Source organism: Stenotrophomonas sp. MMGLT7 (assembly GCF_021168555.1).
GTDB lineage: Bacteria > Pseudomonadota > Gammaproteobacteria > Xanthomonadales > Xanthomonadaceae > MMGLT7.
In genome coordinates, this window is record NZ_JAJOZS010000002.1 from 141182 (window position 1) to 162598 (window position 21417).

The following is a 21417-nucleotide window of genomic DNA, read 5'->3' on the forward strand; positions in this document are numbered from 1 at the left end:
GGATGGGGGCTGCCTGGAGCATGGGGAAGACACAGCAAAAGCGCCCTCATCCGGCGCTGCGCGCCACCTTCTCCCGTGAACGGGAGAAGGTAAGCCCCCGCAGTGATTCCGGGTGAGCGAGCGCTGTTCCCTTCTCCCGTTTGCGGGGGAAGGTGCCCGAAGGGCAGATGGGGGACTGCCTGGAGCATGGGAAAGCAAAAGCAAAAGCCCCCTCATCCGGCGCTGCGCGCCACCTTCTCCCGTGAACGGGAGAAGGGAAGCCCCGCGGCGATTCCGGATGAGCGAGCGCCGTTCCCTTCTCCCGCTTGCGGGGGAAGGTGCCCGGAGGGCGGATGGGGCTGCCTGGAGCATGGGAAAGCAACGGCAAAAGCGCCCTCATCCGGCGCTGCGCGCCACCTTCTCCCGTGAACGGGAGAAGGGAACTCCGCGGCGATTCCGGGTGAGCGAGCGCTGTTCCCTTCTCCCGCTTGCGGGGGAAGGTGCCCGAAGGGCAGATGGGGGGCTGCCTGGAGCATGGGAAAGCAAAAGCAAAAGCCCCCTCATCCGGCGCTGCGCGCCACCTTCTCCCGTGAACGGGAGAAGGGGAGAGCCTAGAAGAGCCCAGAAAAGAGGCCCGCCATGGCGGGCCTCTTTCGGTTTCCGGCACCGGGATTGCCGGCTCAACCCTTGTCGAACACCAGCTGCCCGCCCTGCGCATCCACCTTGACGGTATCGCCGCTGAGGAACTCGCCGGCCAGCAGCTTCTGCGCCAGCGGGTTCTCCAGCTGCGACTGGATCGCGCGGCGCAGCGGGCGCGCGCCGTAGACCGGGTCGAAGCCGACGTTGCCCAGCAGTTCGAACGCCTTGTCGGACACCTCGATCTTCAGCCCGCGCTCGGCCAGGCGCTGCTCCAGCCCGTGCATCTGGATCCTGGCGATCTCCTTGATCTGCACCTTGTCCAGCGGGTGGAACACGACGATGTCGTCCAGGCGGTTGATGAACTCCGGGCGGAAGTGCGCCTGCACCACGCCCATCACCGCGGCCTTCATCTGGGTGTAGGCCTCTGGAGAGTCATCTCCCCCCATCTCCTGGATCTGGTGCGAGCCGAGGTTGGAGGTCATCACGATGACGGTGTTGCGGAAGTCCACCGTGCGCCCCTGGCCGTCGGTCAGGCGGCCGTCGTCGAGCACCTGCAGCAGGATGTTGAACACGTCCGGATGCGCCTTCTCGACCTCGTCGAGCAGGATCAGCGAGTACGGCCGGCGGCGCACCGCCTCGGTGATGTAGCCGCCCTCCTCGTAGCCGACGTAGCCCGGAGGCGCACCGATCAGCCGGGCCACCGAGTGCTTCTCCATGAACTCGCTCATGTCGATGCGGATCATCGCGTCGGAGCTGTCGAACAGGAACTCGGCCAGCGCCTTGCACAGTTCGGTCTTGCCCACGCCGGTCGGGCCGAGGAACAGGAACGAGCCGCTCGGGCGGTTGGGATCGGACAGGCCGGCGCGCGAGCGCCGCACCGCGTCGGAGACCACGCGGATCGCCTCTTCCTGGCCGACCACGCGCTCGTGCAGCACGTCCTCCATGCGCAGCAGCTTGTCGCGCTCGCCCTCGAGCATGCGGTTGACCGGGATGCCGGTCCAGCGCGAGACCACCTCGGCGATCTCCTCGGCGGTGACGCGGTCCTGCACCAGCTTGAACTCCTTGTGCTCGACCTCGTTGGCGGCGGCCAGCTGCTTCTCCAGCGTCGGCAGCACGCCGTACTGGATCTCGCTCATCTTGGCGAAGTCCTGGCGGCGCTGCGCCGCCTCCAGCTCGACCCGGGCCTGCTCGATCTGCTCCTTGATCTTGGTGGTGCCCTGCAGCGCGGCCTTCTCCGACTTCCACACCTCGTCGAGATCGGAAAACTCGCGCTCGAGCTTGTCGATGTCGCTCTCCAGGTCCGCAAGCCGCTGCCTGGAGGCCTCGTCCTTCTCCTTCTTGAGCATCTCGCGCTGGATCTTGAGCTGGATCAGCCTGCGCTCCAGGCGGTCCAGCTCCTCCGGCTTGGAGTCGATCTCCATGCGGATGCGGCTGGCGGCTTCGTCCATCAGGTCGATGGCCTTGTCCGGCAGCTGGCGGTCGGCGATGTAGCGGTTGGACAGCGTGGCCGCGGCGACGATCGCCGGGTCGGTGATCTCCACGCCGTGGTGCACCGCGTAGCGCTCCTTCAGCCCGCGCAGGATGGCGATGGTGTCCTCCACCGTCGGCTCGCCGACGAACACCTTCTGGAAGCGGCGCTCCAGCGCGGCGTCCTTCTCGATGTACTTGCGGTACTCGTCCAGGGTGGTGGCGCCGATGCAGTGCAGCTCGCCGCGCGCCAGCGCCGGCTTGAGCATGTTGCCGGCGTCCATCGCGCCGTCGGCCTTGCCTGCGCCGACCATGGTGTGCAGCTCGTCGATGAACAGGATGATCTGGCCCTCGTTCTTGGCCAGGTCGTTGAGCACGCCCTTAAGCCGCTCCTCGAACTCGCCGCGGAACTTGGCGCCGGCGATCAGCGCGCCCATGTCCAGCGCCAGCACGCGCTTGCCGCGCAGCCCTTCCGGCACCTCGCCCTTGACGATGCGCTGGGCCAGGCCCTCGACGATCGCGGTCTTGCCCACGCCGGGCTCGCCGATCAGCACCGGGTTGTTCTTGGTCCGGCGCTGCAGCACCTGCACGGTGCGGCGGATCTCCTCGTCGCGGCCGATCACCGGGTCGAGCTTGCCGCTCTCGGCGCGCGCGGTGAGGTCGATGGTGAACTTCTCCAGCGCCTGGCGCTGGTCTTCCGCATTCTCCGACTGCACGCTCTCGCCTCCCCGTACCTTCTCGATGGCCGCTTCCAGTTTCTGCTTGTTGGCGCCGGCGGCGCGCAGCGCCAGGCCGAGCGGGCCGCCATCGTCGACCGCGGCCAGCACGAACCACTCGCTGGCGATGAAGGCATCGCCATGCTGCTGGGCGAGCTTGTCGGTGAGGTTGAGCAGGCGGTTGAGGTCGTTGCCGATGGACAGGTTGCCGTCCTGGCCGGACACCTTGGGCAGCGCGTCCAGGGCCTCGTTGAGGCGGTCGCGCAGGACGGGAACGTTGATGCCGGCCTGCGTCAGCAGCGGCTTGGTGCTGCCGCCGGACTGGTCGATCAGCGCCGAGAACACGTGCACCGGCTCGATGATGTTGTTGTCGCGGCCCACGGCCAGCGACTGCGCGTCGGCCAGCGCCTGCTGGAAACGCGAGGTGAGCTTGTCCATCCGCATGGGTTGAATCCTCGAATCAAAGTCCGGCGACGGCCGGCGGGTCTGCCTTTCAGATGGGCGCGCCCCGGCTTGTTTCAAGGCCAACTGAGACGAGGAAACAGGCCAAGACAGCCCTTCCAACGCCGCCCAGCCTAGCCGGGGACCGGCGCAGGCGGCGTGACGGCGCCATCACCGCACCTGATCAGCGATAACCGTCAGTTCTCCGTCGTCCCCGCGAAGGCGGGGACCCGGCGACTTGAGCCGGTGCCGCGGTAAGGCACTGGGCCCCCGCCTTCGCGGGGACGACGGGTAGGAGTGCGGCAGGGCTGACAGTTGCCGCCGATCAGGTCACCGCACGGCATCGCCAGCCGACGGGTCTGCCTGCAGGAACGGCAGCAACACCTGCAGGAACGCCTGCGGCTGCTCGATGGCCGGCGCATGGCCGGCATCGTCGACCAGCGCCAGCCGTGCCCCGGGGATCCATTCGGCGAAATCGCGGCCGTTGGCCAGCGGCACCAGCCGGTCCTGCGCGCCCCAAAAGACCAGCACCGGCAGCTCCAGCCCGGCCAGCGCCGGGCGGTCGAGGAACACCGTATCGTCCCCGCCCAGGTTCTTCCAGAAGCTGTCCTGGGTGCACTGCGCGCCCTCGGCCAGGCGTGCGCGGAAGGCCTGCTCGGCCACCTCGGCGGTGACGATGCCCGGATCGTGGAAGACGAACCGCGACAGCCCTTCGCGCACCGAATCGCGCGACAGCACCGGCAGCACCGCGTCGCGGCCGGCCTGGCCCGTCACCGGCTTCATCGACGGATGGCCGGCGGCATCGACCAGCACCAGCCGCTGCGGCAGCGGGTATCCCGCCTGCCCCGCACGCACCGCGTACAGCCCGGCGATCCAGCCGCCCAGCGACTCGCCGGCCAGGTCGAAGCGGGTCACGCCGCGCTCGCGCAGGAACGCGCCGAGCATGTCCACCCAGGTAGCCGGGCCGTAGTTGATCAGCGGCTTGGCCGACGCGCCGAAGCCGAGCTGGTCCGGCGCCAGCACCCGGTAGTGCCTGGCCAGTTCCGGGATCACCGTGCCCCAGTCGAACCCGGCGCTGCTGCCCAGCCCGTGCAGCAGCACCAGCGTCGGCCCCTCGCCGACGTCGTAATAGCGGATGGTCTGCCCGTACACCTGCGTGGTCTGCATCTGCGGCAGGTCCGTCCACCACGGCGCGCGCACCGGCGAGGCGGCCTGCGCGATTCCGCCGGCCAGCAGCCACAGCGCTAACACCCACAGCATGTGCAGACGGCGCGGCGCCATCCCGATGCCGTCATGCGTCATGTCCGCTCTCCCGTCGAGGGAACGTCGCCAGATGCCGGCGTGCGTTGCAGCGACAGCAGCCCCATCAACGCCGCCAGCGCCAGGTAGCCGCCGGCGAACTGCCAGCTGATGATCCGCGGCAGGCCCTCGAGCTGCCAGGGCAGATAGATGCCGCCGCGCGGATCGACCGAGTGGACCAGGCCGAACAGGGTCAGCCCGGCAGCCACCAGCAGGAACCCCGCGGCGCGCCGCAGGCGGCCGTCGATCATCGCCGCCACCGCGGCAATCCACAGCATCGCGGTGATGATGAAGCCGTTGCCCAGGGCGAAGATCACCGCCAGCTCCGGCAGGCCATGGCCGTCGAGCGCGGTGGTCATCTGCGCCAGCCTGTCCGGCGCGATCCAGCCCGGCGCCTTGATCGCCAGCAGGTAGGCCACCGATGGCAGGAACCCCAGCACCATCGCTCCGGCATGCTGCCTGGGCGTGGCCTGGAACGCCTGGGTGGTGATGTCGATGGCGACGTAGACGATGATCGGCGCCAGCACCGCCAGCGGCAGCCACTGCACCAGCCCGGAGATCACCCCGAGCATGCCGCCGATGCCGACGAACAGCCCGGTCAGCAGCGTGTAGCCGCTGCGCGCACCCATGTGCTTGTAGGCGGGCTGGCCGATGTACGGCGTGGTCTGGGCGACGCCGCCGCAGACGCCGGCCACCAGCGTGGCGAAGGCCTCCACCAGCAGGATGTCGCGGGTGCGGTAGTCGTCGCCGGCCGCGCGCGCGCTTTCGCTGACGTTGATGCCGCCGACCACCATCAGCAGCCCGAACGGCAGCAGCAGCGGCAGGTACGGCACGGTGGCCGGCAGCCCTTCGACGAAGCCCAGGCTCGGCCACGGCACCACCACCTGCGGCGGCGTCCACGCCGGCAGCGCGAAGCCCGGCGCGCCCAGGCCCAGCAGGCCCAGGCCGTAGTACAGCGCGGTGCCGACCACGAACACCACCAGCACCGCCGGCAGCTTCACCGGCAGCCGGCCCTTGGCGATCAGCACGTACAGCAGCAGGCCCAGCGTGACCAGGCCGACGACCGGCGAGCGCAGCGCCTCCACCAGCGGCAGGAAACCCATCAGCACCAGCGCGATGCCGGCGATCGAGCCCAGCAGCGCGGCGCGCGGCAGCGCCCGCGTCACCGCCTCGCCGAAGAACGACAGCACCAGCTTGAGCACGCCCATCACCACCAGCGAGGCCATGCCCAGCTTCCAGGTCGCCAGCGCCGCCGCGTGCGGCTCCAGCCCCTGTGCCTTGAACGCGAGGAACGCCGGGCCCAGCACCAGCAGCGCCATGCCGATGCTGGTGGGCGCGTCCAGCCCCAGCGGCATCGCGGTGACGTCCTCGCGCCCCGTGCGCGCGGCCAGCCGCCGCGCCATCAGGGTGTACAGCAGGTTGCCGACCAGCACGCCCAGCGCGGTGCCGGGGAACATGCGCCCGAACACGACATCGGCGGGGAACTGGAACATCCCCACCAGCGCCATGGCGATGAAGCCGAGGATCGACAGGTTGTCGACGACCAGGCCGAAGAAGCCGTTGAGATCGCCGGCGACGAACCAGCGCGGGCGTGACGGGGCAGCGGACGGGATAGGCATGCGCGAGGAGTGAGCGGGGGAGAGGCCGATGTTAGGCCGGCCAGATGCCGCTGCCTATCCATCCCTGCCCCGGCGCCGCATGCCCGCGTGTGCAGGCGCCCGAGATCGAATCGATCACGGCAGCGCAATGGCACCTGCAACTGCGGCGCCTGTAACCGCAGGAGCGACTTCAGGCGCGATGGGGACTTCCCGGTGAAGCGTCATCGCGACTGAAGTCGCTCCTACAGTAGCTCCTGCAGCTCGCTTCCATGCATTCCCGCACCCGCCAGGATCACTTCTTCAGGAAGTTGTCCACCAGCAGGTCCTTGACGTCGCCGGCGCGGCCGCCGAGCAGTGCCTTGGCCGCGTACAGCGCGGTGCCGGCCACCTGCGAGAACTCCACCTCCGGCGGCATCACCAGTTCGGTCGGGCTGGTGTGCACGTCGAGCAGCGCCGGGCCCGGCTGGGCCAGGAAGTCACGCACCGCCGCCTCCAGCTCCTCCGAGCGGGTGACCGTGCGGCCGTGGAAGCCGATCACCTCGGCCAGGCGGCCGAAGTCCGGGTTGAGCAGGTCGGTGTAGTTGTCCAGCAGGCCCTCGACCTTCTGCTCCAGCTCGACGAAATTCAGCGAGCTGTTGTTGAACACCACCACCTTGATCGGCAGCTTCTCCTGCACCGCGGTCAGCAGGTCGCCCAGCAGCATCGCCAGGCCGCCGTCGCCGGACAGCGAGATCACCTGCCGGCCGGGGAACGCCTTCTGCAATCCCAGCGCCTGCGGCATCGCGTTGGCCATCGTGCCGTGCAGCAGGCTGGTGAGGGTGCGGCGGCGGCCGTTGCTATGGATGTGGCGCAGCACCCACACCATCGGCGAACCGCCGTCGGCGGTGAACAGCGCATCGTCGGCGGCGTGGCGGTCGAGCAGCGCGGTCAGGTGCTGCGGGTGGATCAGCTCGCCCTCGCCGGGCTGTTCCTCCTTGGCGCGCTTTTCCATCGCCTTGTCGCGGTGCTTGATGCATTCGTCGAGGAACGTGGTGTCCTCGCGCCCGGCCAGCAGCGGCAGCAGCGCCTGCAGCGTCGGCACGATGTCGCCGACCACGCCCAGCTCGACCGGATGGCGGCGGCCCAGATGGCTGCCGTCGCGATCGACCTGGATGATCGTCGCCTTGTCCGGGTAGTACTGGCCCCAGGCGAAGTCCGCGCCGAGCAGCAGCAGCGTGTCGCAGGCCATCAGCGTGTGGAAGCCGGACTCGATGCCGAAGATCCCGGTCATGCCCATGTTGTACGGGTTGTCGTGCTCGACGAAATCCTTGGCGCGCGAGGTGTGCGCCACCGGCGCCTTGAGCCTGGCCGCCAGTTGCACCAGCAGGTCGTGCGCGTGCTCGCAACCGGCGCCGGCGTAGATGCCGATCTTGCCGGCCTTGCCCAGCAGCTCGGCGATGCGCTGCAGTTCGGCATCGGACGGACGCAGCACCGGCTGCGCGTAGTGCACCGAGAACGGCACGTCGTGCTTGACCTCGGCGCGGCTGATGTCCGCCGGCAGGATCACCACCGCCACGCCGCGGCGGCTGATGGCCGCCTGGCAGGCCAGCGCCACCACGCGACGCGCCTGCTCGGGGCTGTACACCTGCTCGCAGAACACGCTGCAGCTGGAGTACACCGCCTTGAAGTCCACCTCCTGCGGGAACTCCATGCCCAGCTCCGGCGTCACCACCTGGCTGGCGATCAGCACCATCGGCGCGCGGTTGCGGTTGCTCTCGAATACGCCGTTGATGAAGTGCAGCCCGCCCGGCCCGCAGGACCCGGCGCAGGCGGTGAGGTTGCCGCCGATCAGCGAATCGGCGCCGGCGGCGAAGGCGGCCACCTCCTCGTGGCGCACGTGGACCCACTCGATCTCGCTCTTGTGGATGGCGTCGGTGACGTGGTTCAGGGTATCGCCGACGATGCCGTAGCAGTGCTTGACGCCCGCGGCCTGCAGGGTTTCGACGACGATCTCGGCAACGCGCTTGGCCATGGTGGATTCCCGTTGTGCAATGCACCGCAGGCTAGGCGCCGGCGGGTAAGCAGCGTGTCCAGGCCAGGTGAGGCGCGTGTTCACACCTCCCGCAGTGGCTTGATGTTCGTCGTCCCCGCGAAGGCGCACTAGCGTCCGGAGAAGTCTTCCCGCTTCGTCGGCGACGGCTTGCGGCAACGCTGATGCGACGCCGCTTGGCGAAGACGGAGCCTGGATCGTAGCGACGGCATCCGGGCACTCGTCTTCCCCGCGGCTTTCCACAGCCGCATGGCTGTCAGGAGGGGACCCAAGGTGGAGCTAACGGGAGATTCCGTAGCTGATTGATTTCATCGCGGGAGTCGCTGGGTCCCCGCTTTCGCGGGGACGACGAGTCCAACTCTTCGAACGTGAGTCACTCGGTTTCAGCTGGCAGCCGTCCGATCCCGAGTTTTCTCTGGACGGTAGTGCGCCTTCGCGGGGACGACCAGATCTTGGCGGACAGGCCACTATGGCCCGCTCCGCCGGCTCACGCCGCCGGCAGCACGATCCGCGCCCGCACGCCCGGTCCGTCCTCGCGCGCCAGCAGTTCGAGACTGCCGCCCTGCGCCTCCACGATCTGCCGCGACAGCACCAGGCCGATGCCTGCGCCTCCCGGCTTGGTGGTGAAGAACGGCACGAACAGGTTGCCGCTGTCCGGCAGGCCCGGGCCGCGGTCGCCGATCTCGATCGTCACCCGACCATCGCGCTCGCTCCAGCCCAGCTCCACCGGCGCGTCGCCGCCGGCCTCCAGTCCGTTGCGCAGCAGGTTGATGAGCACCTGCCCGAGTTGGTCCGCATCGGCGCGGACCTCGACGTCCACGGCGGTGGTGACCTGTACCCGCGCCGGCTCGAACAGCCGCACCGCATCGCGGCACAGCGGCGCCAGCGCGACCGGCCGCGGCTGCGGCGCCGGCAACCGCGCCAGCCGCGCGTAGCCGCCGATGAAACGCTGCAGCGCCGCGCTGCGCTGCTCGATCAGGCGCAGGCCGTCGCCCAGGTCCTGCAGCCGCTCGTCGTCGACGGCCGTGCCCGCCGCCGGCAGCAGCCGGCCCAGGGTGTCGGCCATCGAGGCGATCGGCGCCAGCGAGTTGTTGATCTCGTGGCCGAGTACCCTCAGCAGGCGCCGGAAGGCCTGGGCCTCCTCCTCGCGCAGGGCCCGTTCCATCGGCTGAAGCACCAGCAGCCGGCCGGCCTGGCTGCGGCTGCGCAGCGCGGCATGGCCGACCTGCCAGCGCCCGTGGCGGCCGGCGAACGCATGCGCCTGGATGCTGCCGTCGGGCAGCTCGAACAACGACGCAAGCCCCAGCTCGCCGGCGCTGCGCCCCAGCAGTTGCGTCGCCGGCCGCGCCAGCAGGCGCTCGCCGGCCGGATTGACCAGGCGCAGGCGCCCGTCCTGCTCGAAGGCGAACACCGCCCCGTCCAGTGCGGCCAGGGTCTTGCCGAGCAACTGCAGGCTTTCCTGCTGGGCGCGCTGCTCGTCCTGCAGGTGCGAGGCCAGCGCGTTGAAGCGCGCCGCCAACGGCGCCATGGCATCGTCGCGCACCGCGCTGCGCACGGCGAGATCGCCTTCGCGCAGGGCATCGAGCAGGTTGCCCAGGGTATGCAGGTGGCCGCGGTCGTGGCGCCGCGCATGGCGCAACGCCACCGCGGTCAGCCCGAGCACCAGCACGAACAGGACGCCGGCCGCCGCCGGCCGCGGCGTGCCGGCGAGCAGCACCAGTGCCAGCGCGACCAACGCCGGCAGCAGCGGCAGCGCCTGGCGCAGTGGCAGGCCCCCGCCCCACTGGCTCATCGCTGCGAGTCCCTGGCGATCGGCCGCACATCCACGTGCGCGGATTCATCGCTGCGGATGCCGTGTTTTTCCAGGCGCCGGTACAGGCTCTGGCGGGTGAGGCCGAGTTGGTCGGCGGTGCGCTGCAGGTGGCCGCGATTGCGGGCCAGGGCCTGCCGCAGCAGCAGTGCCTCGGCCTCGTCCAGGGTGAGCCGGTCGAATGCCGGGGCCGGGCGCGGCATGCCATCGTGCAGGCGCAGGTCCCCGGCACCGACCCGCTCGGCGCGCGTCAGCAGCGCGGCGCGCTCCATCACGTGCGCCAGCTCGCGCACGTTGCCGGGCCAGGCATAGGCGCGCAGCGCCGCCTCGGCATCGGCGGCCAGCGTGAGCGCCGGGCGCCGGTAGCGCTGGCCGGCCTGGGCCAGGTAGTGGTGCGCCAGCGGCAGGATGTCCTCGTCGCGCTCGCGCAGCGGCGGCACCCGCGCGACGAAGGTGTTGAGGCGGTACAGCAGGTCCTGGCGGAAGCGGCCGGCGGCGACCTCGGCCGCCAGGTCGGCATTGGTCGCGGCGACCACGCGCACGTCCACGCGCTGGGTACGCGAGGCACCGACCCGCTCGAACTCGCCGCTTTCCAGCGTGCGCAGCAGCTTGGGCTGCTGCTCCAGCGGCAGGTTGCCGATCTCGTCCAGGAACAGGGTGCCGCCGTCGGCCACCTCGAAACGCCCGGCGCGGTCCTGGCGCGCATCGGTGAAGGCGCCGCGCACGTGGCCGAACAGCTCGGCCTCGAACAGGCTCGGCGGCAGCCCGCCGACATCGACCTTGACGAACGGCTTGTCGCGCCGCGCCGACCAGCGGTGCACATGCCGGGCGATCAGGCTCTTGCCGGTGCCGTTCTCGCCGAGCAGCAGGAGCCCGGCATCGCTGTCGGCGATGCGCGCCAGGTCCTCCACCAGCGCGCGCATTGGCGCGGAGACGGCGATGAAGCCGCCCTCGCCCTGCTCCAGCGCCAGCGCCTGCGCCGCCGCCAGGTGCGCCAGGTCGCGGCCGCGGCGGTCCAGCTCGATGCGCGCCTGCAACACGGCAAGCACGCGCTCGTTCTGCCAGGGCTTCTCGATGAAGTCGGCCGCGCCGCGGCGCATCGCCTCCACCGCCAGGCCGACGCTGGCCCAAGCGGTCATCGCGACCACCGGCAACCCCGGCCACTGCGCGGCGATCGCCTCGATCAACGCCAGCCCCTCGCCGCCGGAGGTGGTGTCGGCGCGGTAGTTCATGTCGACGATGACCGCGGCGAAGGTATCCCCGCGCAGGCAGCCGAGCGCCACCTCCGGCGACTCCGCGCCGACCATGCCGTAACCGGCACTCTTGAGCAGCAGGCGCAGCGCCTCGCGCACGTCGGCCTGGTCGTCGACGACGAGGATGCGCAAAACGGTCTGCACGGACGTTTTCATGCCCGCGAGTCTAACGGTCTGCCAGCCCGGCCGACCCGGGCTTCATGATGCATCTACCAGGCTTGCTCCGCCTTCGGGCAGGCTCTGCATGACGTTGTCCTGGTTGTCCAGGAACTGCAGCGCTGGAACTCCCTCGCGCGTCACCGTCATCATGATGCGCGGCTTGCCGCCCGCATCCGCCAGGACCAGCGCCGAAGCATCGCCACGGGTGCGGCCCACGAACAGCCACTGGGTCTGGCGGCCGCCGGCGTCCTTCCAGCGCTGTGGCAGCACGGCCTTCTGCGGGCCTTCCGGCGCGTGCTGATACTGCCGGTACCGATCGTCATAGTCACGAAAGAACCCACGGTCGTAGACCGACAGGCCGGTCTCCATGAAACCGTTGTCCTGGTAATGGTGCACGGCCAGTTGCGGGTCGCCGCCGAACCGCTCCATCGAGAAATGCACGCCGCCGCCAGGCTTGCCACTGGCGTCGAGCTTGCCGTCGTAGATCAGCCCACCCACTTCGTCGCCAACGCCGTTGTAGAAAACGATGCCCGGCATTCTCGGCTGCTCGCCGGGAAGCGAATTGCCATTGACGATGGCATCGGCTGTGCGGCCGCGCGCGGCCAGCACCATGGACCTGGAGCCGTCATCGGCGACGACGTTGATCCGCCCGACGTCGATCTCCAAGAAAACCGCCCGGCCCTTCGGCACCTTCGCCCCTGACAGCAGGACCACGACCGCCACGAGACAGGCTATGGCCAGCCCTGCTTTGAGCAGGCGATTGTGCCTGCGCAATTCGTTGACTTCATCGATCGACATCGGCTCACCTACCCGGCACTGATAGTGCACGTTCGATTTCTTCGAGGATGGCGCAAACATCTACCGGACGGACACGTGCAGGCCATGTCGGCATCGATGCGCTCATTCCATCCGCAGCGCCTGCATCGGATGTACCCGCGCGGCGCGCAGCGCCGGTACCAGCGTGGCCAGCAGGCCGGAGGCGGCCAGCACCGCCACCACCACCGCGATCGCCAGCGGATCGGCGGCATCCACGCCGAACAGGAAGCGCTGCAGCAGCCGCGCCGATGCCAGCGCCACCGCCAGGCCGATCGCCAGCCCCAGCGCCAGCTGCCGCGCGCTCTCGCCCAGCACCTGCCGCAGCAGCCGCGCCGGCGGCGCGCCCAGCGCCGCGCGCACGCCGAACTCGTGCCGCCGCGCCGCCACCGATACCGCCATCACCGCGTACAGCCCGACCGCCGCCAGCAGCAGCGCCAGCGCCGAGAACACGCCCACCAGCAGCAGGTTGAGCTTCTGGTCGCGGGTGGTGGAGGCGACCACGGCCTGCATGGTCTGGACGTCGGTGATCGGCTGGCCGGGCGAAACCTGGCGGACCAGCTCGGGCAGACGCCGCATCAGTGCGGTTTCCATGCCGGGACGGACCTGCACCGCATACTGCAATGGCATGTATTCGCGCAGCATGCCCCACAACTGCGGACTAAGCTGCCCAAGCGCGACATAGAGCACCGGCGGCGCGGGTTCTGCCGGGCCGTACTGGCGCACGTCGCCGACCACGCCGACCACCCGCACCGGCACGAAGGCGTTCTCGCCCTCGGCCACGCGCACGATCTTGCCGAGCGCATCGCCGCCAAGGTACTCGCGGGCGAAAGCCTGGCTGACCACGCCGACCGACTCGCTGCCGACACGATCCAGCGTCGCGTCGAAGCCACGTCCGGCCAGCAGGGGAATGCCGAACACGTCAAGGAAGCCTGCACTCACCGGCCGGTACTGGACGCCGCTGCCGCGGCCGTCGGGAAACTCCATGTAGTTGTTGAACTGCGAGGCGGTGGGCAGGTTGGTGGACGCCCCGGCCAGTGCCGCGCCGGACTCGCGCTCCAGCGCCTGGAGCACGCCGCGCGCCTGCCGGCTCACCTCGGCGATGTCGCCCACCGCGCCGCGTACCGGCGAAAGGGTGAAGGTGACGATGGACCGGCTCTCGAACCCCATCGGCACCTGCGAGAGCCTGTGCAGGCTGTGCGCGAACAGCGATGCGCACAGCAGCAGCATCGCTGCCGCCGCGACCTGCACCACGATCAGGCCGCGCGCCAATTGTCCACCGCCGCGCCCCAACCCGCTCTGTCCCTCCCGGCCGATATCTGCCAGCGCCGCACGGCGGCGCCCGCGCCATGCGCCGAGCATCGCCCCCGTCAGCGCCACCGCCACGCCGGCCATGCTTGCGAACCCGATTGCCGACGCACTCAGCGCCGGCGGCTGTCCACGCAGCCATTCGAGCGGCACCCAACTGCCCAGCAGGCGCAGGCCGATCCAGCTCAGCACGACGCCCCCCAGCGCACCGAGGACGCCCACCAACAGGGCCTCGGCGAACGCCGGCAGCGCCAGCCGCGCGGCCGGCGCTCCCATAGCCGCGCGCACCGCGGTGTCATGGTCGCGCGTCAGCGCGCGCAACAGCATCAGATTGCCGAGGTTGAATGCCGCGATCGCCAGCACGCACAAGGCCGCCGCCAGGAACATCCACAGCGCCCTGCCGGAGCGGCTGGCGAAGATGCTGTCGTGCAGCGGCAGCGCGGTGAAGCGCATCCGTTGCAGGAAACCGCGCTCGCGATCGGTGGTCATCTGGCCCGCGGCCACCCGCCGCATCGCCGCATCGGCCTCGGCCGTCGCCCCCGCCAACGAGGCATCCGCTGCGAGACGGCCGACGATGTGCTGGTTGGTCGCGGTGGACGTGCTGCCCGGATCGGGCTGCAAGGGCAGCATCAGGTCGAAGCGGTCCGGCCAGACGAAGGTGCTCGGCAGCACGCCGACGATCGGCACCGTCCTGCCTTCGACCAGCAGGGTCTTGCCGACGATCTCCGGATCGCCGCCGAGGCGCTGCCGCCACAGCTCGTAACCCAGGATCGCCGCCTGCGGCCCGTCGGGCCGATCCTCCTCCTCGCTGAAGTTGCGTCCCAGCAGCGGCTGCACGCCCAGCGTCTGCAGGAAGCCGCGGTCGGCGGACAGGCTTGGGACCACCTCGGCGACGTCGCCGCGGGCGATGTTGCTGTTGCGGGTGAAGCCCAGCGACATGCCCGACGCGGCCAGGCTGCGCATGCGCTTGGTGGGTGGGTAGTAGCCCGGAGCACCGGCATTCCGCCCCGCCAGCCCCTCCACGTCGTCCATCTGCATCCCCAGCGTCACCAGCCGCTCGGCCTGCGGGAACGGCAGCGGCTTGAGCAGCGCCTGGTCGATCAGCGCGAACACCGTGGTCGAGGTCGCCACGCCCAGCGCCAGGGTCAGCGCCGCCAGCAGCAGGTAGCCCGGCCTCCGCAGCAGTCCGCGCCAGGCCTGGCCGGCCTCGTCGATCCATATCCGCGCCCGGCTCATGCCGGCAGCACCGGCAGCGGCATGTCGCGCTCGTGCCGCAGCCGCTCGAAGCTGTCCTCGTCGACGATGCGGCCGTCGAGCATGTGCACGATGCGCGCGGCGCGGCGGGCGAAGGCGGTGTCGTGGGTGACCATGCACAGCGTGGCGCCGCCGGCGTGCAGCTGTTCGAGCAGTTGCATCACCGCCTCGCCGTTGTGGCTGTCGAGGTTGCCGGTGGGCTCGTCGGCGAGCAGGATCGCCGGGTCGCCGGCCAGCGCGCGCGCCACCGCCACGCGCTGCTGCTGGCCGCCGGAGAGCTGGCCGGGGTAGTGGCGGGCGCGGTGGTTCATGCCGACCAGTTCCAGCACCTCGCGCACGCGCTGGCGCGCGACGCCGCGGTCGTAGTCGTCGCGGTAGGTCAGCGGCAGCGCCACGTTCTCCTCCACGGTGAGGTCGGCGATCAGGTTGAAGGCCTGGAAGATGAAGCCGATCTCGCCGTTGCGCACCCGGGCGCGGGCGCGCGCGTCGAGTTCGGCGACGTTGCGCCCGTCGAGCCGGTAGCTGCCGCCGCTGGGCGCGTCGAGCAGGCCCAGGATCGACAGCAGCGTGGACTTGCCGCAGCCGGACGGCCCGGTGATGGCGACGAAGTCGCCGCGCGCGATGTCCAGCGCGATGTCCGACAGCGCGTGGGTCTCCACCTCGTCGGTGTGGAAGATCTTGCCCAGTCCGTCCAGCCGGATCAGCGGGGAAGCCTCGGTGTCCTGCATCGGTGAAGTCTCCATGGTCAAATGTCAGCGTAGCCGCAGGCGGTCGTAGCCGTTCCAGCGGTTGGTGTCGGAAAGCACGACCTCATCGCCCGGCGCCAGCCCGGCGCGCACTTCGATGCGGTCGCTGGAAGCGCCGCCATAGCGCACCTGCACGCGGCGCGCGGTGGCTTCGCCGGAACGCAGCACGAACAGCGTCCCGCTGCCGTCCGGCGCGGCCAGGGACGGGCGGCCGATGCTGACCACGTCCTTCAACGTGCCCAGCAGGATGCGTCCGTCGACGCTGAGGTCCGGGCGCGCGCCGGCCGGCAGCGCCGCGTCGAAGGCGACATCGACCACCACGCTGCCGTCGCGCACCGCCGGATCGACCCGCACCAGGTGCCCCGGCACGACCCCGTTGCGGGTGTCCACGCTGACCGGCAGCTGCAGCGCCAGGTCCTTGGCCAGCACCTCGGGCACCTGCAGGCGTGCGATCAGCGCATCCGGACGCGCCACCCGTGCCAGCTTGGCGCCGGCCTCGACCTGCTGCCCCGGCTCCACGTCCACCTGCTGCAGGATGCCGTCGATGCCGGCACGCACCTGCAGCGCGGCCACCTGGCGACGGGCGATGTCGAGCGCGCTGGCGGCCTCGTCGCGGCGGGCGCCGGCGGCGCGCAGTTGCGCGGCCATGTTCTGTCCGAACGCCGCCACCCGCTCGCCCTCGATGCGGGCGCGCTCGCCGTTCTGCCGCTCGGCGATCTGGCTCTGCCGCAGGTCGATGCCGGAGATCGCGCCGCCATCGTGCGCGCGCTGGTAGGCCTGGGCCTTGATCCTGGCCAGTTCCAGCTCGCTTTGCGCCTGCGCCCGCAGCGCCTGCTGGTCCAGCAGCTGCGAGGCCAGCGAGGTGCGCGTCGCGGCCATGTCCGCCTCGGCGCCGGCCAGGCTGGCCTGCGCCTTCTGCAGGTTGGCCTGCAGTTCCGGGTTGACCAGCTCCAGGACCAGGGTATCGGCCTGCACCTGCTCGCCCGCCTGCGCCGCCACGCGCTGCACGCTGGCGGTGGCGCCGGCGACGATCCAGCGGATGTCGCTGGGCACCAGCGTGCCGCTGGCGCGGATCTCGCGCTTCATGTCGCCGCGCTGCACGCGCTCGATCCACAGTTCGTTGCGGGCCACGCTTGGCGCGGCCCTGCCCAGGCCGAACGCGGCTATCGCGGCCAGCACGGCCAGCGATGCGGCGGCGATGGCCCAGCGCACGCGGCGGCGCTTCCAGAAGGGGACGGCGGAGGGCTTGGCGATATCCATGCCGGGGTTTGAGCACGGAGCGTGCCAGTTGTCCGACGCGATGCCGACGCCCGCCATTGCTGGGTTTCGCGCCACGCACTGTCCGTGTCCGGCCGGATGGACGTCCGCTTGCGGACATCGGACATCCGGAAACGGACGGGAATCGCGACTCGGTTCGGCCGGTTTCCTTGTGCCAGGGCCCGGCCGGTGCCGGATGACGGCGATCGACGCCGCCCTTCCACCGGCAGCAGGATGCAGCCCCCAATGTCGCGCAAAGCCCCGTGGTGCCTGGCCCACGCCCCCTTCAACGCATCCTCGCCCGCCTGCTCCAAGGCGATCTCCCCGGGGCTACAGGGCCGACCGGCATGCGGCCGCGGCCGTCCCGCACGCAAGCGGGACGTCGCCTGCCGGCCGCTGGCACGGTACCTGCGTCCTGCAGCGCATCCTCCGCCGTACAGGACGCCATGAAGACCTCCCTGCTGCTTGCCCACCTCGCGCTCGCCTGCGCCCTGTATGCGGCTCCGGCACGCGCCGAAGACCTGATGGACCTGCTGCGGCTGGCCGTCGCCGAGGACCCGACCCTGGCCCAGGCCGACGCCGGCAAGCGCGCCACCGACCAGAACGTGCCGATCGGACGCTCCGCGCTGCTGCCGCAGGCCACGCTGCAGCAGCAGCTCGTCGATACCCGCGGCGGCACCCTGGACGACCACGCGGGCCATCTGCGCGAACGCCAGCTCGGCGGCAGCGTGACCCAGACGCTGTTCAACCTGTCCGACCTGGCCACGCTGAGGCAGGCCAAGGCCGAGGCCGCCGCCGGCGAGGAAGACCTGCGCGGCGCCCGCCTGGACCTGTTCATGCGCCTGGCGCAGGCCTACTTCGACGTGCTCGTGGCGCAGGACCAGCTCAGGACCTACGACGCCTACGAGGACGCCTACCGGCGCCAGTACGAGCAGACCAGCGTCCGCTACGAGCAGGGACTGTCGGCCGAAGTCGACATGAACCAGGCCAAGGCCTACTGGCTCAGCATCAAGGCCCAGCGCATCGCGGTGGAGAACGCGCTGGAGAGCAGCCGCCAGGCGCTGGCAAGGATCGTAGGCCGCCCGCCGGGCACGCTGGCGGTGCTGCGCGAGGACTTCCCGATGCAGATGCCGGTACCGGCCGACGCCGACGCCTGGGTCGCCCAGGCCGCACAGCGCAGCCCGGCCATCGGCGCAGACGCGCAAACCCTGCGCGCGGCCGAGCACGCGGTGACCGCGGCACGCGGCGGCCACCTGCCCACGTTGGCCGCCAGTTTCAGCTACGGCAGGACCGGCCAGTGGTACACCCGCGCCGCCAGCGATCCCAGCTACGGCCGCGACGAGGCGGCGGTCGGCCTGACCCTGAGCTTCCCGCTCTACAGCGGCGGGCGGGTGCATGCGCAGGTACGCCAGGCGCTGGCGCAGCGCGACCAGGCCGCCGGCGCGCTGGAAGGCAGCCGTCGCCAGGCCGAGTACGAGGTGCGCACCTACTACAAGGCCTTGGAACAGGGCGTGGCGCAGGTCGAGGCGGCGCGGCTGGCGATGTCCGCCGCCAGCGACTCGGTGCGGGCGATGCAGATGGGCTACGAGATCGGCACCCAGAGCCTGACCAACCTGGTGGTGGCCATCGGCCAGCTGGCCAACACCCAGAGCCAGTATTCATCGCTGCGCCACCAGTTCGTGATGGACCAGTTGCTGCTCAGGCAGGCCGCCGGCGTGCTCGCCGAGACCGACATCGAGGAGATCAATCGCTGGCTGCAGCGCGCCCCTGCCCCGGCCGCACCGTAGGCGTGGCGGCATTGCAAGGCCACGTGCGTACGTACGTACGCAGGCTTGCACGACGCCGGAAGCCGTCGCGCTCTTTCTCCAGACGTCATTCCCGCGTACGCGCGCTGCTGCCCGGCAGAACTCCAGGCAAGCGGAGGCCCCTGGACATTGCCGCAATCGGCCCGGGCTCCCCCTTCTCCCGCTTGCGGGGGAAGGAGCCCGAAGGGCGGATGGGGGCTGCTTGGAGCATCGGTAAGCAACAGCAAAAGCACCCTCATCCGGCGCTGCGCGCCACCTTCTCCCATGAACGGGAGAAGGGAGACTCCGCGGCGATTCCGGATGAGCGAGCGCCGTTCCCTTCTCCCGCTTGCGGGGGAAGGTGCCCGAAGGGCGGATGGGGGCTGTTCGGAGCATCGGGAAGCAACAACAAAAGCCCCCTCATCCGGCGCTGCGCGCCACCTTCTCCCGTGAACGGGAGAAGGGAGACTCCGCGGCGATTCCGGATGAGCGAGCGCCGTTCCCTTCTCCCGCTTGCGGGGGAAGGAGCCCGAAGGGCGGATGGGGGCTGGTCCAGGCATGGGAAAGCCACAGCAAAAGCACCCTCATCCGGCGCTGCGCGCCACCTTCTCCCGTGAACGGGAGAAGGGAGACTCCGCGGCAATTCCGGATGAGCGAGCGCCGTTCCCTTCTCCCGCTTGCGGGAGAAGGGACGGCTGGCTATTGCTGATTTCTCCCTCAAGGCGCAGCTCGCACCCGGATATCTCCACCAGCTCTCAAGTCCGCGCCAGCGCCGCGCGCAGCCGGCGCAGCTGCGCCTTCACCGCGGCCTCCTGCTCCGGCCCCAGGCGGACCAGCGCCTTCTGCCCCACCGACAGCGATTCCAGCGCCGGATCGACGAAGCGGTACTTGCCGCTGTCGTTGAGCTGCAGGGCCGGCGGCTGCGCCGGCTCCGGTGCCTGCAGCAAGTGGTCGATCACCTGCACCAGGCGGTCGTTGAAGTAGCCCTGCGTGCCCAGCTCGGCGTAGGCCTGCTGGAACAGCGGATAGAAGTGCGCATAGGTTGCCGCCGCGCGCCCGGCATCGATCCGCGTGAATGCCTGCACGTAGGGTGCGTAGCGCTGCGCATTCGCCGCCGCCAGCGTCGTTCCGGCCTCGGACGCGTCCACGCCCAGCGTCCCAGGCACCGGCGTCACCGCCAGCGCGCGCGTGGCGATGCGCGGCTGGGTCAGGTTGTCCACCATGACCACCAGGCGCTGGACGAGATGGTCGCGGATCAGCAGGGCGAGCGCATCGTCGCCGTCGGCCAGCCCGGAAAGCGCCTCCCACGCCGCTGCATCGCTGTCGGCCAGGGCCGGCAATGCCGGTGCCGCCGCGTCGTCGCTGGATACCGGGTGCTGGATCGCCGGCTCCCCGTTCGCCGCGGGGTCGGCCGGCGCACCCGCCGCGGGTGCGAGTGCGGCTCCCGTGGCCGGTGCTTCCTCGGCTACCTGCCCGGCCTGCTGCCGGGGCCAGAACAGCCACCATCCCAATCCGGCCACCAGCACGATGCCGAGGATCCACGGCCAGAGCGTCTGCCGCTGCGTCATTCGCCACTCCTGTCTTTCGATGTCGTCAGCCTATTGGGACAACGTCGATTGCCCAGGGTTCCGGAAGTCTGCCGCAGGCCGGCCATGCAGGGTTGCCACGCGAACAATCCGTCGTGGACATCAGGCCGGCTACGGCCTGCTGCGGGTCGATGCCTACGACACGCAGGGCATCCCGCACGGCACCGTGCGGCCGCTCAGTCGAGCGCCAGGTGCAGGAACTGGTTGAATTCGCTGGCCGTGTAATCCGAGAACGCCGGTCCGTTGCGGAAGCCGCGGCGGCGATACAGCGCCAGCGCCGGCTCGAACGACGGCCCGCTGCCGGTTTCCAGGCTGAGCCGCCTCACCCCGCGGCTCCGTGCCGCCGCGATGATGTGCTCCAGCATCGCCGCCGCGGCCCCCTGGCGCAGATGGCGCGGATGGGTGCGCATGGACTTGAGCTCGGCGTCGTGGCCGCCGAGCATCTTCAGCGCGCCGACCGCGACCGGCTCCCCGTCGCGCCAGGCCGTCCACACCGTCACGCCCGGCTGCCGCAGTCCCGACAGGTCCAGCGCGTACACGCTGCCCGCCGGCGAATTGGCATGCATCTGCTGCAGGTGGTAGGCCAGCAGTTCGCGTGTCGGCGCGCCGGACAGGTCGTCCTCGCGGATGTCGAAGGTCGGTGCGGCGACGGACGTGTTCACTCGGGGAACTCCATGGCAGGGAGGGCAAAAGATTCTCGCCACATGCGGGTCGAGTCCATCGCCTCAGAACGACACCTCGACCGGCTGCCGCGACCACAACACCGATTGGTGGCCGGTGGCCTGCTTCCACGCCAGCCGGATCGCCTCGATGTCGTTGCGCCGCTGCGGCGTGTCCTCGTGCAGGATCACCAGCACCTTGGTCGCCAGCCGGTTGGGCTCGGCGGCACCGCGGAACAGCCACTGGCCGTAGGCGTCCAACACGGTCAGGCCATCGGGAAAGCGCGGCGTGACCTCCTTGTCGAGGAACGCGCGCCATTGCGCCTCGCCGATCCTCTCGGTCTGCGGGCGGGCGGCCGGGCCGCTTTCCTCGCCCACGCCGAAGTACAGCTCGCTGCGCACCCAGCCGCCGGCCTGCGCCGGACGCGCGGCATCGCCCTGCAGCGCAGCCGTGGGGGCGCCGGAGGCGGCAGGGGGCGCCACGCTGGCACAGGAGGCCAGCGCCAGGCTCGCGGCCAGCAACGCGGTGCGGATCATCGTCATCGATAGGTTTCCTCGGGTCTGCCCAGGTGCGGCCACATGAGCGTCGGTGATGGAGTCATGGCGGCCGCATTCGACTT

Annotated in this window: 14 protein-coding genes; 1 reads left to right on the forward strand and 13 read right to left on the reverse strand. The window is 70.5% G+C overall.

Annotated features, from left to right (window positions below):
* Positions 1-659: 659 nt before the first annotated feature.
* From clpB to LRX76_RS03430, 10 genes are all read right to left on the reverse strand, one after another.
* Positions 660-3245, reverse strand: a complete 2586-nt coding sequence (clpB, locus tag LRX76_RS03385) for an ATP-dependent chaperone ClpB (RefSeq protein ID WP_231802097.1) — start codon at positions 3243-3245, stop codon at positions 660-662.
* A 327-nt stretch (positions 3246-3572) separates the two neighbouring features.
* Entirely contained in the window at positions 3573-4544 is a 972-nt protein-coding gene (locus LRX76_RS03390) for an alpha/beta fold hydrolase (RefSeq protein ID WP_231802099.1), read from the reverse strand.
* Positions 4541-6160, reverse strand: coding sequence for a hypothetical protein (locus LRX76_RS03395; protein WP_231802101.1), 1620 nt, complete (start codon positions 6158-6160; stop codon positions 4541-4543). Before LRX76_RS03395 ends, LRX76_RS03390 begins: the two co-directional genes overlap by 4 nt.
* 271 nt (positions 6161-6431) lie before the next feature.
* Positions 6432-8150, reverse strand: a complete 1719-nt coding sequence (locus LRX76_RS03400) for a thiamine pyrophosphate-dependent enzyme (RefSeq protein ID WP_231802103.1) — start codon at positions 8148-8150, stop codon at positions 6432-6434.
* A 505-nt stretch (positions 8151-8655) separates the two neighbouring features.
* Positions 8656-9144: an ATP-binding protein gene (locus tag LRX76_RS03405; protein ID WP_231802625.1), complete on the reverse strand. Its 489-nt coding sequence runs from the start codon at positions 9142-9144 to the stop codon at positions 8656-8658.
* 812 nt (positions 9145-9956) lie between these two features.
* The gene (locus LRX76_RS03410) at positions 9957-11387 is read right to left on the reverse strand and encodes a sigma-54 dependent transcriptional regulator (RefSeq protein WP_231802105.1); all 1431 of its coding nucleotides are present in this window, start codon (positions 11385-11387) and stop codon (positions 9957-9959) included.
* A 42-nt stretch (positions 11388-11429) separates the two neighbouring features.
* Positions 11430-12188, reverse strand: a complete 759-nt coding sequence (locus LRX76_RS03415) for a hypothetical protein (RefSeq protein ID WP_231802107.1) — start codon at positions 12186-12188, stop codon at positions 11430-11432.
* Between the two features lie 102 nt (positions 12189-12290).
* Positions 12291-14747, reverse strand: a complete 2457-nt coding sequence (locus LRX76_RS03420) for an ABC transporter permease (RefSeq protein ID WP_231802109.1) — start codon at positions 14745-14747, stop codon at positions 12291-12293.
* Complete coding sequence (locus tag LRX76_RS03425) at positions 14744-15508, reverse strand: ABC transporter ATP-binding protein (RefSeq protein WP_231802111.1); 765 nt, start codon at positions 15506-15508, stop codon at positions 14744-14746. The genes LRX76_RS03420 and LRX76_RS03425 overlap by 4 nt, the downstream gene beginning before the upstream one ends.
* A gap of 9 nt (positions 15509-15517) precedes the next feature.
* On the reverse strand, positions 15518-16771 hold the full coding sequence (locus LRX76_RS03430; RefSeq protein ID WP_231802113.1) for an HlyD family efflux transporter periplasmic adaptor subunit: 1254 nt from the start codon (positions 16769-16771) through the stop codon (positions 15518-15520).
* 443 nt (positions 16772-17214) lie between these two features.
* Between LRX76_RS03430 and LRX76_RS03435 the strand changes: the two genes are divergently transcribed.
* Positions 17215-18555, forward strand: coding sequence for a TolC family outer membrane protein (locus LRX76_RS03435; protein ID WP_231802115.1), 1341 nt, complete (start codon positions 17215-17217; stop codon positions 18553-18555).
* A 752-nt stretch (positions 18556-19307) separates the two neighbouring features.
* Here LRX76_RS03435 and LRX76_RS03440 read toward each other — a convergent pair.
* From LRX76_RS03440 to LRX76_RS03450, 3 genes are all read right to left on the reverse strand, one after another.
* Entirely contained in the window at positions 19308-20120 is an 813-nt protein-coding gene (locus LRX76_RS03440) for a DUF3014 domain-containing protein (protein ID WP_231802117.1), read from the reverse strand.
* A 194-nt stretch (positions 20121-20314) separates the two neighbouring features.
* Positions 20315-20800, reverse strand: a complete 486-nt coding sequence (locus LRX76_RS03445) for a GNAT family N-acetyltransferase (protein WP_231802119.1) — start codon at positions 20798-20800, stop codon at positions 20315-20317.
* A 63-nt stretch (positions 20801-20863) separates the two neighbouring features.
* On the reverse strand, positions 20864-21340 hold the full coding sequence (locus LRX76_RS03450) for a DUF3574 domain-containing protein (RefSeq protein ID WP_231802121.1): 477 nt from the start codon (positions 21338-21340) through the stop codon (positions 20864-20866).
* Positions 21341-21417: the final 77 nt, after the last annotated feature.

What these genes read in the sequence shown, in the direction of transcription:
- LRX76_RS03395 (WP_231802101.1), bottom strand. Translation starts at nt 6,160, where the DNA reads ATGCCTATCCCGTCCGCTGCCCCGTCACGCCCGCGCTGGTTCGTCGCC.
- LRX76_RS03425 (WP_231802111.1), bottom strand. Translation starts at nt 15,508, where the DNA reads ATGGAGACTTCACCGATGCAGGACACCGAGGCTTCCCCGCTGATCCGG.
- LRX76_RS03440 (WP_231802117.1), bottom strand. Translation starts at nt 20,120, where the DNA reads ATGACGCAGCGGCAGACGCTCTGGCCGTGGATCCTCGGCATCGTGCTG.
- LRX76_RS03450 (WP_231802121.1), bottom strand. Translation starts at nt 21,340, where the DNA reads ATGACGATGATCCGCACCGCGTTGCTGGCCGCGAGCCTGGCGCTGGCC.
- LRX76_RS03435 (WP_231802115.1), top strand. Translation starts at nt 17,215, where the DNA reads ATGAAGACCTCCCTGCTGCTTGCCCACCTCGCGCTCGCCTGCGCCCTG.
- LRX76_RS03430 (WP_231802113.1), bottom strand. Translation starts at nt 16,771, where the DNA reads ATGGATATCGCCAAGCCCTCCGCCGTCCCCTTCTGGAAGCGCCGCCGC.
- LRX76_RS03400 (WP_231802103.1), bottom strand. Translation starts at nt 8,150, where the DNA reads ATGGCCAAGCGCGTTGCCGAGATCGTCGTCGAAACCCTGCAGGCCGCG.
- LRX76_RS03390 (WP_231802099.1), bottom strand. Translation starts at nt 4,544, where the DNA reads ATGACGCATGACGGCATCGGGATGGCGCCGCGCCGTCTGCACATGCTG.
- LRX76_RS03420 (WP_231802109.1), bottom strand. Translation starts at nt 14,747, where the DNA reads ATGAGCCGGGCGCGGATATGGATCGACGAGGCCGGCCAGGCCTGGCGC.
- LRX76_RS03415 (WP_231802107.1), bottom strand. Translation starts at nt 12,188, where the DNA reads ATGTCGATCGATGAAGTCAACGAATTGCGCAGGCACAATCGCCTGCTC.
- LRX76_RS03410 (WP_231802105.1), bottom strand. Translation starts at nt 11,387, where the DNA reads ATGAAAACGTCCGTGCAGACCGTTTTGCGCATCCTCGTCGTCGACGAC.
- clpB (WP_231802097.1), bottom strand. Translation starts at nt 3,245, where the DNA reads ATGCGGATGGACAAGCTCACCTCGCGTTTCCAGCAGGCGCTGGCCGAC.